Annotated in this window: 13 protein-coding genes; 1 reads left to right on the forward strand and 12 read right to left on the reverse strand. The window is 39.1% G+C overall.

The window, feature by feature from the left end; translation table 11 throughout:
- Nucleotides 1-35 precede the first annotated feature (35 nt).
- Nucleotides 36-1,316, forward strand: a complete 1,281-nt coding sequence (locus BQ8005_RS02460) for a tetratricopeptide repeat protein (protein ID WP_111936049.1) — start codon at nucleotides 36-38, stop codon at nucleotides 1,314-1,316.
- A gap of 222 nt (nucleotides 1,317-1,538) precedes the next feature.
- Here BQ8005_RS02460 and BQ8005_RS02465 read toward each other — a convergent pair whose 3' ends face one another.
- From BQ8005_RS02465 to BQ8005_RS02520, 12 genes are all read right to left on the reverse strand, one after another.
- Nucleotides 1,539-2,669 carry a universal stress protein gene (locus BQ8005_RS02465; RefSeq protein WP_075316927.1) on the reverse strand — a complete coding sequence of 377 codons (1,131 nt, stop codon included), beginning with the start codon at nucleotides 2,667-2,669 and terminating at the stop codon, nucleotides 1,539-1,541.
- A 112-nt stretch (nucleotides 2,670-2,781) separates the two neighbouring features.
- Nucleotides 2,782-3,063 carry a hypothetical protein gene (locus BQ8005_RS02470; protein ID WP_021846446.1) on the reverse strand — a complete coding sequence of 94 codons (282 nt, stop codon included), beginning with the start codon at nucleotides 3,061-3,063 and terminating at the stop codon, nucleotides 2,782-2,784.
- 188 nt (nucleotides 3,064-3,251) lie between these two features.
- The gene (locus tag BQ8005_RS02475) at nucleotides 3,252-4,085 is read right to left on the reverse strand and encodes a tetratricopeptide repeat protein (protein WP_075316928.1); all 834 of its coding nucleotides are present in this window, start codon (nucleotides 4,083-4,085) and stop codon (nucleotides 3,252-3,254) included.
- Between the two features lie 19 nt (nucleotides 4,086-4,104).
- The gene (locus BQ8005_RS02480; protein WP_075316929.1) at nucleotides 4,105-5,934 is read right to left on the reverse strand and encodes a BatD family protein; all 1,830 of its coding nucleotides are present in this window, start codon (nucleotides 5,932-5,934) and stop codon (nucleotides 4,105-4,107) included.
- A 22-nt stretch (nucleotides 5,935-5,956) separates the two neighbouring features.
- Nucleotides 5,957-6,658 carry a tetratricopeptide repeat protein gene (locus tag BQ8005_RS02485; protein ID WP_075316930.1) on the reverse strand — a complete coding sequence of 234 codons (702 nt, stop codon included), beginning with the start codon at nucleotides 6,656-6,658 and terminating at the stop codon, nucleotides 5,957-5,959.
- A gap of 2 nt (nucleotides 6,659-6,660) precedes the next feature.
- Complete coding sequence (locus BQ8005_RS02490; protein ID WP_075316931.1) at nucleotides 6,661-7,698, reverse strand: vWA domain-containing protein; 1,038 nt, start codon at nucleotides 7,696-7,698, stop codon at nucleotides 6,661-6,663.
- A 61-nt stretch (nucleotides 7,699-7,759) separates the two neighbouring features.
- Nucleotides 7,760-8,743, reverse strand: coding sequence for a vWA domain-containing protein (locus tag BQ8005_RS02495; RefSeq protein WP_021846310.1), 984 nt, complete (start codon nucleotides 8,741-8,743; stop codon nucleotides 7,760-7,762).
- Between the two features lie 12 nt (nucleotides 8,744-8,755).
- Nucleotides 8,756-9,829 (reverse strand): hypothetical protein, encoded by a 1,074-nt coding sequence (locus BQ8005_RS02500; protein WP_075316932.1) that lies wholly within the window; start codon nucleotides 9,827-9,829, stop codon nucleotides 8,756-8,758.
- Between the two features lie 27 nt (nucleotides 9,830-9,856).
- Entirely contained in the window at nucleotides 9,857-10,726 is an 870-nt protein-coding gene (locus tag BQ8005_RS02505) for a DUF58 domain-containing protein (RefSeq protein ID WP_021846308.1), read from the reverse strand.
- Between the two features lie 122 nt (nucleotides 10,727-10,848).
- Entirely contained in the window at nucleotides 10,849-11,844 is a 996-nt protein-coding gene (locus tag BQ8005_RS02510; RefSeq protein ID WP_021846307.1) for an AAA family ATPase, read from the reverse strand.
- 560 nt (nucleotides 11,845-12,404) lie between these two features.
- Nucleotides 12,405-13,568 carry an HU family DNA-binding protein gene (locus tag BQ8005_RS02515; RefSeq protein WP_075316933.1) on the reverse strand — a complete coding sequence of 388 codons (1,164 nt, stop codon included), beginning with the start codon at nucleotides 13,566-13,568 and terminating at the stop codon, nucleotides 12,405-12,407.
- A gap of 33 nt (nucleotides 13,569-13,601) precedes the next feature.
- Complete coding sequence (locus tag BQ8005_RS02520; protein ID WP_021846303.1) at nucleotides 13,602-13,874, reverse strand: HU family DNA-binding protein; 273 nt, start codon at nucleotides 13,872-13,874, stop codon at nucleotides 13,602-13,604.
- Between the last annotated feature and the right edge of the window lie 67 nt (nucleotides 13,875-13,941).

A 13,941-nucleotide genomic window follows, 5' to 3' on the forward strand; every position in this document is an offset into this window, starting at 1 on the left:
GACAACATAGTTCTAATTTAAACTTTTCTACAATCATGAAAAAAGTATTATTTACAGCTGCTTTGCTGTTTGTTGCAGGCTTTACCTTTGCCCAAGAGAAGTCAGTAAAAGAAGCTAAAAAGATGGCAAGTGCAGTACAACCTGATTTTGCCAAAGCAGAAGAACTGATCAATCAAGCTTTAACCAATCCTGAAACAAAGGATCAGGCTGAAACTTGGAATGTAGCTGGTTTCATCCAGAAGAGAAGAAGCGAAAAGGAAATGGAAAATGCTTACCTGAGAAAGCCGTATGACACACTTCAGGTGTACAACAGCGCATTGAACATGTGCCAGTACTATTTCAAGTGTGATGAATTGGCACAGATTCCCAATGAAAAGGGTAAGATCAAGAACAAGTACAGAAAAGCCAATTCAAGTGCTATCTTGGCAGAACGTGGTAATCTGATTAACGGTGGTATTCAGTACTACAACATGTATCTGGGAAATGAAAACAAAGAAGACGGAAAAAAAGCATTAAGTTTCTTCGGTACATATGTAGATATCGCCGGCAATCCTATGTTTGCTGAAAACGAGGCAGTTAAGGCTGACACTTTGCTGCCGCAGATCGCATATTACGCAGCTATGGTAGCCACTCGTTTGGAAGATTATCCCAGCGTATTGAAATATGCTCCGTACGCAAAAGAAGATAAAGAAGTTGGTAAGTATGCCATGGAATTTATCTCTTCAGCATTGAAAGCTCAAGGTGAAACAGACAAATGGGTAGCTTCACTGCAAGAAGGTGTGCAGAAATATCCTGACCATCAGTTCTTCTTTGGTAATCTGATTGATTACTACAGCAATAACAACAAATATGATGAAGCTATGAAGTTTGCTGATGATATGCTGGCTAAGGATCCGAATAACACATTCTATCTGTACGTAAAGGGTTATCTGTATCACAATCAGTATAATACTTTAAAAGAACAGAAGAAAGATGCTGAAGCTGCTGCAGCTTTGGAGAAAGCCATTGAATTCTATCAGAAGACCACAGAAATTGATCCTAATTATGCAGAAGCATATTCTAACTTAGGTTTGGTTTACTGTCTGCAAGCTCAAGACTTTTCTGAGAAGTCTACAACTGACGTAAACGATCCGAAGTATAGAGAAGATCAAGAAGCATTAAAAGTCTTCTATGAAAAAGCAAAACCTTGCTACGAGAAAGCAAGACAATTACAACCCGAAAGAAAAGAACTGTGGCTGAACGGTCTTTACAGAGTTTATTACAATCTGCAAATGGGTGCTGAATTTGAAGAAATCGAGAAGCTTGGTAATTTCTAAAATTTGCTTTGATTTGTAACAGCAATTAATTTATATAATAGAATAGCCCTAAACAAAATTCAGTTTAGGGCTATTTCTTTTTTAGAATTCTCTTATCTCAGATCTTTCGGAAAAGAGTAATTAAGGCTAATATGAGTATGTAATCACCTTATAATGAGCATTCCTTTATTTTATATTAAACATAATCATGATTATATCTCAAACGAGAACGCTTTATTTTGATTAATTCGGTTTGCTGTATACAACCATAAGCGGCGTATCAGAATGAAAAATCATTTTCCTGGCAATACTTGGATTAAATAATCTGGAAAAGATATTTCTTTTGTAAGAAGTCAACGTTATTATATCAATATGTTTACTTTTTATATAATGATCTAAATTAATTAGGAAATTATCATCTTGGACAACATCATAATATATTTCTAAATTCGGATATTGTTTCTGGAAATATTCCTTAATACCTCCAAGTTTTATTTCATTCCATGTATCCTTGACTTCTGCTAAGTGAATTAAAGACACAGCAAATTTAAAATCCTTCAGACTATTATGGATAAGTGAATCAAAAGCAATTAAGTCTCTTTGATCAAAATTCGTAATGAAAGCAATACGCTTAACCTCTGATAACTGCTCGATAAGTGTTCTTTCTGGTATAGCTAAAACTGTAGTATGTGCTCTTTCTATTACTTCAGCTGTTACACTTCCTATTAAGTCAATATCTTTTTGATCCTTACCACGTGTACCCATGATAATCATACGGGGATGAATTTCCTTTGCATATCGAATAATTTCTTCCTCAGGAATACCTTCTCTCAGTATGCATGAATATTTAATATCAGGCAAATACCCCGAATTAATTTTTTCCTTTATTTTATCTGAGAATACAGTGACTTCATTATGGGCTTTTTGAAGTATATTCCGAGTATTTTCCTCATCACCATGAAGATTGAAAATGTCGCTATATGGTAAAGAAGTAGCATAAATTGGAGTAAAATAAACATGTAATAACAATACTTCTGCACCAGCATTCTGTGCAAAATGGAAGCCGAATTCGCAGGCTTTCAATGAATAATTAGAGAAATCGACAGGAATTAGGATTTTATTTGTTGACTTGTCAATATGAGGTGACTTACCTTCTACAACTTCTTCGGACAACCATGCGGAACTTTCTGTTATTTTCAGTGCACGAGGCAAATCACTTTCTTTAATACGAACTCTTACTCCCGATGAAACCACCGGTTGTATCTGGTTTATATTATGAATACACGTCTCAATTCCCTCATTCTCAAGCACGTTTTTCAAAATTTGAGCCTTCGCATATGTTAATATGGCTAAGGTTACTAATTTGTCTTCCATGATAGTCAAAAGTCTAAATAATGAAATAAAGATATATATACAAATTCGTCTAAAAGAAAAATCCCAATTGTCTTTCTTCATGATGCAACAATTGGGATTTCCTACAGACTTTTTATTCTTCAGAGACTTGCTTATGTTCGTTTGCTATTTCATCTAAGATTTCTAATGCCCTATCAAGCACCGTGGTATCATCAATCATTACCAATCCACCATCAGGACCCGGTTCTAAATGTATACCTACACTTTTACCTTCTTTGAAATTATGTCCACCGAAGAAATTCCTAACTGTATCTACACTTAAGCCTAATTCATCGGCAATTCTATGCATGCTTCCTGTGGGTAAAGAGTCTTTGATCTTACGTAATTCGTTGAAAGTTATTGTTCTCATATTCATAAACTTAATGGTTAATACTCTATTTTTTAATTATCACGCTATAAACTTAAGGAAAAAAAAAGATAAAACAAACTTTTTTGCCTCCTTTTTTATCTTTTTGTCAGGAACAAAGGTTAATATGGAAAAAGAAAGTCCGAACCATCTGTTATATGTGATTCGGACTTTCGAAAAAGATTATCTTTAGATTCTCAAATTACTTCTATCGAAGAGGAAGGCACCCACCCTACTTTACCATCTTCTAAACGTATTTCTTTCCATTCACGCATACTATTATCTTTAATCTCTACCTTACGCCCTTCATGTAGAACAAAGAGGCTGGTACCGCTCTCACTTGGAGTGCTACGTACTGTCACGCTTGGTGATAAAATAATAGCATCATTACGATTGGTCAAATAACTTTTTTGCTGTGATGCGAATAGATTGGAAAGAACAGTTACTATTAAAAATAATATTGCAGCAGAAAATCCTATTTTTTTCCACTTAATATGTTGGGTAAAGAAAAAGATAGCAAGGGATACTAACAATAGTAAGAAAGAAACAATACCCGTTCTTGCCCATGCATCAGAACTCTGAGAATTGACTAATGACTTTATCCATGTTATAAAAAAGATTTCAGGCACAGGTGTAACTTTATCAATAGCTTTAGAACGAGCTATTTCCAAATTGGCACGTATATCGGCATTTCCTGGACTTAATAATAAAGCACGTTCATAATTGAGGATGGCACGTGCAATATCATCCGTTTTATAATAGCAGTTACCTAAATTATAATATATTTCCGGTGCTTCTCCTTGTTGCAACAAGCTCTCATAAATTTGTATGGCAGACGCAAAGTCATTCTTAATGTATGCACTGTCTCCTTCAGCTTTAGTTGCATTTACAATCTGTTTAGCTGCAGAAAAAGCAGAAGCATCTGACTTCGTCAAAGAATCTGAGCTGACAGAATCATTGAGGACGGCATCTTGACCAAACAATGTTACCGATGCCATTAATATAATAGTTAAAACCCATATTTTTTTCATGCTATATATTCTCCTCTTTTTAATGTTTGATTGAATTTTCCATTTTACTGATCACTTCAAATGATTCTGTATAGACCTTATCCATAGCCTGATTGGCATCTCCTGGAGCAAAGCGGGCAAATTCACAGCTGTTCAATGCATTGAGGAATTCCTTTATCAAATCGTCAGATACGCCGTATTTGAGCAATTCTTCTTCAATGTTGTCTTTAGACAAGCGCGAAACTGGAATATTAAGTTTATCACTAATATAACCCCACAAAGCTTTCAGTACCTCATCATAGAATTCATCCTTTTTATTAGCGGCAAGCAATTTTTCAGCTTGTTTCATGCGTTTCACTGCCACTTTATTGGCTTTCTTCGTACGAACTCTTGCCACATTGGCGTTTGCTGCAATCTGCTTACGGTAAAGGACAAAACAAGTGATAAACAAAATGCCAGGAATAAGATAGAATAACCAATAGGTTGTCGAGCCATAGAAATATTCTCCTTTGGGCATTAGTTTCACATCATTCTGCTTGATAAAGCGGATATCCTCATTCAGTACTTTCAGATCTTCCTTATTGGTAAAGTTTGCAATAGTCTGCGTTGCATTTCCTGCACCTTTAGCTACTTGAACGACATATTCTTCAGTGGTCAAAGTCTTGTACGAACGTGACTTGATATCAAAATAGCTAAACTTGATAGGAGGAATCTTATAGGTTCCTGCATTACGTGGAATGGCCAAGTATTCTATCACTTTATTTCCGGACAGGCCGGCATTGGTCAGACGGAACTTGTTGTCAACTTTTGGATCATATACTTCAAAATCTTCGGGAAACTTGACTTCCGGATCTGATACCAATTTCAGATTTCCTGTTCCAGAAATGACAAGCTTTATCGTAATGGCATCGTTCGTCTTCACATCCGTGCTGTTGATAGAAGAAGATATAGTAAACTCTCCTACTCCTCCGCTAAAGTCTGTCGGTTTACCAGCCGGCAAAGATTTGACATCAACCGTCAGTTTGGGAGTCATCAAAGTTTTCTTTATCTGTATACTTCCGCCACCTCCATTGAAGAAAGCTTCAAATGGATCAACGACTTCTTCCATTTTCTCAACCGAAGCATCAAATCGAGCTGCATCAATAGTCAATTTTCCGGACTGTTGTGGGAAAAGCACAAACTGACGATAGATTGTTGAGTGATAATTGCGGCCTTTATAATGTTCTAATCCCCACCGTCTGTCATTGGGTAATTCTACCTCTTGAGAATGAAATCCTTTAAAATCAGGGAGCTTTACATTATCAAATCCACGAAGATCAACTACTGTATATATTTTATATGTCAACAGAATGGCTTCCTGTTCATAAACATTAGTCTTGCTAAGTGTAGCCGTAATGAACAAATCGTTATTGGAAATAGAAGTACCGCTTGATGAAGATGAGCTTCTTCCTCCTTGTCCACTTCCTGCACCTTGTGCATTCGACGATTGGTCAGCTGGCAACACTTTGATCTTCACAGAATTGGATAAGTATTGATCCTTTCCCACCGAAAGTGTAGCACCAGGAATCGTATATTCGCCCTCTGCCTTGGCCAATAAAATATAAGTATAGGTAAGATTTTCCGTAACATTCCCATTAAAATTTTGTCTGCTATAGGAACGGCTAGGTCCCATCAGTACATCAAATCCTTTGATAGACGGAACTCGAAAATCTTTCACCTTTTGCGTGTTTACTGTATATGATAGCCTGAGTTGATCTCCCACAGCTACAACATCAGGAGCTGCTGATGCTGTGAATGTCACTTTGTCATCGGCATAACTGCACAAAGCCGTGGCAAACAATGCCATCCATAAGAAAACAATTTTTCTCATATATTATTTGTTGTTATTTAATTTACCAATCTTTCTCCAAGCGATTACCTTTGATAACCTGCTGTTGTTTTTTCACTTTATCTTGTACGTCTTTCTCATCCAGCATTACGGAGTTCAACAACTGTTCAGCATTCTCCTTAGACATCTGATTGTCCTGTTTCTGTTGCTGAGGAGGTTCCTGCTGTTGATCATTATTTTGATTCTGTTGCTGATTTTGTTGCTGATCTTGCTTCTCTTCCTGCTTCTGTTGGTTTTGCTGATTATCCTGATTTTGCTGATCTTGTTGTTGATCTTTCAGCAATTTCTGCGCCAAAGCCAGATTATAACGTGTCTCATCATCCTTCGGATTATTACGAAGCGATTCTTTATATGCCTCTATTGCCTTTGCATAATCTTTCTGTGATTGGAAAATGACACCCATATTATGGTAAATCTGTGCCAGATTAGGTTTCTCTTTTTCCACTTTGGCTGCACCGGCAAATTGCTCCATAGCCTCCTGCAGTTTATTCTGTTGCATCAGCGTATTTGCCAAATTGTACATGGCAACAGTTGATTTCGGATTAATCTCCAAAGCTTTCCTGTAATTAACTTCAGCATTTTCATACACACTGTCGTTATACATACGATTCCCTTTTCGTATGAGATCACGCTCTGCTTTTTGTGCATGTACGGTCGTAGCTGCTATTAACAGAAAAAACAAACCTATATATTTCTGATAACACATACTCATTGCTCCTTTTTCTTAGTTGAAAATAAATGGATATTGCGGAACAGTGGATTCTTACGTTCCAATATCAGCATTTCAGCCAACAGAAGAATTAAAATAATCCATGCCACTGCTTGAAACTGTTCATTATACTCAGTGTAAACCTTGGTTTCCACATCCGCCTTGGCCATCTTGTCTATCTCACTGATAATTGCTTTTTGCGCATTATTCGTATTATCCACACGAACATAAATGCCATTACCCGTCTTGGCTATTTCCTGACACATCTGTTCGTTCAGGCGCGTCACGATAACGTTACCTTCACGGTCGCGGCGATAGTCATTGGTTCCCTCCACAGGAATAGGAGCTCCATCTGGTAAACCAACTCCCAACACATTGACCTGAATACCTTTTTCCGTAGCAGCCTTAACAGCTTCCATGGCCCCACCTTCATGGTTTTCACCATCGGTAATCAAAATAATGGCACGACCTACACCTTCCTGAGGTGTAAAACTGCGAGTGGCCAAATTGATTGCAGTTCCGATAGCAGTTCCTTGCTTGGATATTAATGAAGGATCAATTGTTTCCAAAAACATCTTGGCCGAAATATAATCATTCGTGATAGGAAGTTGAGTAAAGGCATCACCTGCAAACACAATCATCCCCACTTTGTCATTCTGCATCTTGTCCACGAGTCGAGCCATCAATCGTTTAGCCTTTTCCAATCGGCTAGGCTGCACGTCTTGTGCCAACATTGAATTTGAGATATCCAACGCTACCATCACTTCTACGCCTTGTCTCTTGACTGTTTCAAGTTTTGATCCGAACTGAGGGCGGGCCAGCAATACAGAAAAAAAGCCAATAGCAACCCATACAAACCAAAACTTTACATCAGGACGATATCGTGAAACATCCGGCATTAACTGGGCCATCAATATCGGATCGCCAAATTTCTGGATTTCCTTACGTCTGCGATAGTTGGAATACAAATAAAATGCAATCAACAATGGCAACAGTATCAGCAAATATAAATATGCAGGTTCTTCAAAGCGAAACATATCTTTATATACTCTAATTACAAATTATACTTCATATACACTTGCTGTTCCCTTCCAACTATTATGGAATTTTTTTCAGAATAGTATTGCGTAACAGCACTTCAAGCAATACACACAAGAATGCACCTAGAGCAAACCAGCGATATTCTTCCTGTCGCTTACTGAACTCCTTGACACTGAGTTTGGTTTTCTCCAATTTGTCGATTTCTTCATATACCTCTTTCAGCTTGGAATTGCTTGTAGCACGAAAATAGTTACCGTCTGTAGTGCCTGCTATTTGCGTCAAAGTCTTCTCGTCTATCTCTACAGGCATATTGACATACTGTACCGTACCTCCTACCGGATAAGGATAGGGAGCCATTCCGTTTGTACCCACACCAATGGTATAAACGCGAATACCGAAGCTCTTGGCTATCTCGGCTGCCGTCAGAGGCGAGATGTCTCCCCTGTTGTTCGTTCCATCAGTAAGAAGGATGATGACTTTGGACTTAGCCTTGCTGTCTTTCAGTCGGGTAACCGCATTGGCTATACCCATGCCCACAGCTGTACCATCCTCAATCACACCACATTTGATGTCCTTTATCAAATTCAGCAATACTGCATGGTCTACTGTCAGTGGACATTGTGTGAAACTCTCACCTGCAAAGAGTGTGATACCGATATTATCATTGGGGCGACCATTGATAAACTGAGCAGCCACATCTTTCGCTGCCTCCAATCGGTTAGGTTTCAAATCTTCTGCCAGCATACTGGTAGAAACGTCGACAGCCATCATGATGTCTATACCTTCTATCTCACTATTTTGCCAGCTGTCCGTAGTCTGAGGACGTGCCAATACCAAAATAAGCAGTACCAAACTGATGATACGCAGAACAAACGGTGCATGAAGCAGATAGTTCTTATAACTTTTAGGAGTATGGGCATAAACACGTGCATCAGAAATCTGAAGGGTTGCCTCGTTATTTCTGCGCTTCATGATATACCATACTATATAAGGTATAAGCAAAAGCAATAGAAATAGATATTCAATATTAGCAAAAACCATTGTTTCTACGTTTTAAGCAAAGTAATTATACAACTCTTTACATATATAGACTACTGCCCAAATAAAGGCTGCAGCAGCCAGGACAGCTCCCACTCCCAATAAAATTTTAGTTTGCAGGGAACGCTTCTCTACAATCGTTATTTCGGTAGGTTGCGGTTTAGCGTTTTCGTCTTCTTTCTCTTTGGTCTCATTAATGAAATCTACCGCATTAATCAGGTTAGCATCATTTTCATTCATCAGCGGATTGTGTTTGGCAAATTTCACCAAATCGGCTGTCTGAAATAATATGCGCAGATCAGATAAAGCCTCTTTATCATTTGTTTCCAACAACTTTTCGATAATCTCAGTGGAAGTCATTTCTAACGCATTGAAACCAAAACGCTCTTTGATATAGGTGCGAAGAGTGTCTGTTAATTCCGTATAGTACTCCTTCGGTTGTCCTTTCTGCCATACTTTCTCTTGTTTGATGCGCTCAATTTCCTGCATAGCTACTTGGTGTGGCGGTAACTTGGGCTCCACTTTCACTTTACGGATAATGGGCTTGTTGTCGCGAATTCGCTTCACCAGATAGATGGCAGCCAACAAGAAGGGAGCCAGCAACAGTACGCAAGCTATAAACAAATACCAGTCTGCCCACACAAAAGGAGCGTTCATCACTGTTTTAGGACCAAAAAACTGGTCAGGATGCAACGTATCCACAGGAATAGAATAGACTTTCAGTGCCAATGCCTTTGACCGGTAGGGTTTATTGTCTACCAAGACTTCCATCGGTGGGAGATAATAAAGTGCAGAATCGAAAGACGTGATGGTATATTCCTGAGTAATCAAGGTACGCTTCCCGTCGTTCAACAGCTGTGTATCGGGTTTTGCCACATCAACGATTTCCACTCCACGTACCAGCGTATCTCTGTATGCCGGAAATATGGCCCGTTTGTTGGCGTCAAGCGACACTTCCAGTTTAATTTTTGCCTGCTCACCAATCAATATTTGCAAAGAGTCGATACTCGCATCCACCGTTACGGATTGAGCATACCCTTTACCCATAAAAATCAGTGCCAGAGCTATAGAAAACAAATATCTTTTCATCATTCAAACGATCTTTTCTTTACGACATCAGTTCCTCTTTGCAAACAGTGTCATCAAGGCTTTCACATAGTCTTGGTCGGTACGCACTGAAACATTGTCCACATTACTTTTAGTAAATGTTTCATTCAGTTCAGCCTGCTTATTCACCCACCATTCGTGATGAGCTTTGCGCACTGCACGCGATGACGTATCTATCCACTGCTCGTGCCCCGTTTCAGCATCCTTTATTTTCATCAGGCCGATGGCCGGAAGTTCTTCCACACGTCGGTCATACACCTGTATGGCCACCACGTCATGCTTGCGGTTGGCAATGGTCATAGCATTCTTGAAACTCTCCTGGTCGATGAAATCAGAAAGGACAAAAGCCGTGCACCGACGTTTCATGACATTTGTCAGGTATTCCAGCCCCATACGAATATTCGTACGTCGACTTTCTGCATGGAAATCAATCAATTCTCTGATGATATACAAGATGTGCTTACGTCCCTTCTTGGGAGGAATGAATTTTTCTATCCGGTCAGAGAAAAAGATGACTCCAATCTTATCATTGTTCTGAATGGCCGAAAAAGCCAATGTGGCAGCAATTTCGGTCACCATATCCTTCTTCATCTGCTTCACCGTACCAAATTCCAAACTACCGGAAACATCGACCAGCAACATCACCGTCAATTCACGTTCTTCTTCGAAGACCTTAACATAAGGTTTATTAAAACGTGCCGTTACATTCCAGTCGATATCACGAATGTCATCGCCAAACTGATATTCGCGCACTTCGGAAAAAGCCATTCCCCTACCCTTGAAGGCCGAATGGTATTGTCCTGCAAAAATATTGCTGGACAAGCCGTGTGTTTTAATTTCTATTTGGCGAACTTTCTTTAATAGTTCAGTGGTTTCCATCTGCAAGTTTCAAAAATAAACTATCAGAGTCCCGCATACAAGGGACTTAAATATACCAATTATAATCTACAACTTTTCAGAAATATTTCCGCTTACCGCGGAATATCCCTTTTGTTGATGCATCAAGGCACTTCTACCTTGTTCAGGATGCGACTTACAATCTCATCCGAAGTCAAGTTGCTGGCTTCAGCCTCGTAAGTCAGACCGATACGATGACGCAATACGTCATGAGCAACGGCACGCACATCTTCAGGAATAACGTAACCACGACGTTTGATGAAAGCATAACTGCGTGCAGCCAGTGCCAAATTGATGGAAGCACGTGGAGAGCCGCCGAATCCTATCATCTCCTTCAAATCCTTCAGATCATATTTTTCAGGATAACGGGTTGCGAAAACAATATCTACAATGTATTTTTCGATTTTCTCATCCAAATACACCTGACGTACCACCTTACGTGCTTCGATAATTTCTTCAGCCTTCAGAATAGGACGTACGTTTGCTTTTTCTCCGTTTATATTCTGACGGATAATCAACTTTTCTTCTTCCAGTTTCGGATAATCAATGATGACCTTCAACATAAAACGGTCCACCTGAGCTTCGGGAAGCGGGTAAGTACCTTCCTGCTCAATCGGATTTTGAGTTGCCATTACCAGGAAAGGTTCGGGCAACCTGAATGTTTCTTTTCCGATAGTCACTTGGCGCTCCTGCATCGCCTCGAGCAATGCACTCTGTACCTTGGCAGGAGCACGGTTAATTTCATCAGCCAATACAAAATTGGCAAAAACGGGACCTTTCTTTACCTGAAAACTCTCGTCCTTTTGACTATAAACCATGGTACCGATAACATCGGCCGGCAACAAGTCCGGTGTAAACTGGATACGGCTGTATTTGGCATCGATCAAAGAAGCCAGTGTCTTGATCGCCAAAGTCTTCGCCAAGCCCGGCACACCTTCCAATAATACATGTCCGTCGGAAAGCAAACCGATCAACAAAGATTCTACCAAATGTTTTTGTCCTACGATGACCTGGTCCATTCCAGCAGTCAGATTGGTAATGAAAGCACTTTGTCTTTCAATCCGCTCATTCAGTTCACGGATATCAATAGTTTCAGCCATAAATCAATATTTTTTAAGTTCTATTTTTCTGTTTTTATTGCATCGGCGCAAGCCTTTCTTTTTTTGCTCCCCAAAAGTACAGGAAATTCATTAACCATACCAACTAATTTTTATTAAAAATAGAGGCCAAACCTTTAGATTAAACTAAATTCACTCCCGCATCAAATATTTACGCCCTTCCTTTCAACAATTTTTGGAATGATAACGTATCTGTAGAAAAGTTCCCGGCCATCATATACCGTGAAACTTTGATTTCACCGCATCTCGTTATTTCATAAGTACTTATACTGAAATTGAAAGCATGAAAGAATTGATACCAAATCTGATTTTAGATAGGTATTTGCAAAGTATACCAGTATCTTTCACTTTGAAAGATGACATGAAAGAGTTCCTTTCACAGAAAAAGATATTGTAGGATGTCAAAACAATGCTTCCCAAAAGAACAAACAAAGTCCTTGTTTTAGCTACATAAAGTTCCTCTTTAGTTTTCTAAAGTGGCACTTTACAAGGCTAAAGTTGATGTTTACAGAAACTATAATGGACATATAGTTTGCCTATCGTTACTGTTTTTTGATCAATTTCGGAATTTTAAGTGTGGTACCAGAAGTCACATTATTCGGATTCTTCAACACATCTGCATTATGCTTCACAATGTAAGGCCATAAAGCCTTTGTTCCGTAAAACCGTAAAGAAATCCGTGTCAACGTTTCTCCTTCTTTTACTGTATATGTCGTCTCTGTCCCCACTATTTCATAATTAACAGAATCCGGATTTACAGGCTGCGACTTGACTGTTGCTTTTTTGACAACTTTTTGAGGCTCCTCAGGAACAACTTTTTTCTCCACTTGCTGTCTTGAAGCTGGATTTTCCTCTGCAATAGTCGGTTGTGGAATTCGAAGTGTATCTTCGGTTCTTTTGAAAGAGTCTTCCTGGATAGAATCCTGCTGTAAACCCATTGTAACAGTTGAATAAGTGTATTCCCCCTCAGACGATACTGGGATCGATTCCTCTTGCAAATCGGGATAATAAAGATAGAAAACAATGCCTGCACAAGCCAAGAGAACACATGCCAGTGCAATCATAAACCATTTCAAACCATTATCCTTATTTTCCTTTATATCCGTTTGCTGCAGAACGCCCTCATACGTATCCTCCTTTTGTTGCGAGTTTTTCAGTGTTTCTTCTGTTGTAGAGATTTTGCCTTCCTCTTCCTGTTGTTCATCAGCATCCTCTTCCTTAGCAACTTTTTCAGTCGCAATAACCGATTCAATGAGTGGAGAAGCAGGCTCAGAAGGAATTTCCGATATCGTATCCAACTCATCTGCGACATTTTGCCCAATAGAAACATCTTCTAACTCATCCTCGCCAGCCTTTTCTATCGGTGTATCTTCCAAGACAGTATTCTCATTTAAGATTACAGTTTCAAAATGTCCAAACGGCCTGTTTATTAATTCTTTAAGTGCTGAATCAGGCGTAAAGGAGACTTTTGTATGCCCTTGTATCTCGATTCGTTCTCCAGTATTGACATCGATGCTTCCACGACTTTCGACACCAATCAGCTTGAACGTACCCAATCCTTTTATTTTAACATACTTGTCTTGCTCCAGCCCTTCCTCTATTACTGCAAAGAAAGTCTTTACGAATTCCTCCGCTTCTTTGGGAGTAATACGATGCTTTTCAACAAGCAGTTCTATCAAGTTCTGTATGTTCACTTTTTCATTCATAGCAGCAAATCACCCAAGGTCTAGAGGAAGATTTTATTTAAACTTTTCTTTCAACAGAGTACTAGGCCGGTATGTAAGTACCAACTTAGGAGGAACCAGCATGCGTTGCTTGGTTGTAGGGCTCACAGAAATACGCTCTGCTTTTTTCCTTACTTCAAAAGTTCCAAATCCTTGAATAGCCACAACGTTTCCTTCTTCCAGCTGTTGAGTCATGCCAGAAAGTAAGGAAGATATTAATTCCGAAGTGTCTTTCAAGGTATATCCCAGCCTTTTTGATAACTCTGACGTAAAATCTTTATTGTTCACTCGTCTTTTTCTGTTTTATATTTTACGGATGCTATATTAGCAAAATTCCGTCACATGAGCAATATGT

Source organism: Bacteroides togonis, from assembly GCF_900130135.1.
GTDB lineage: Bacteria > Bacteroidota > Bacteroidia > Bacteroidales > Bacteroidaceae > Bacteroides > Bacteroides pullorum.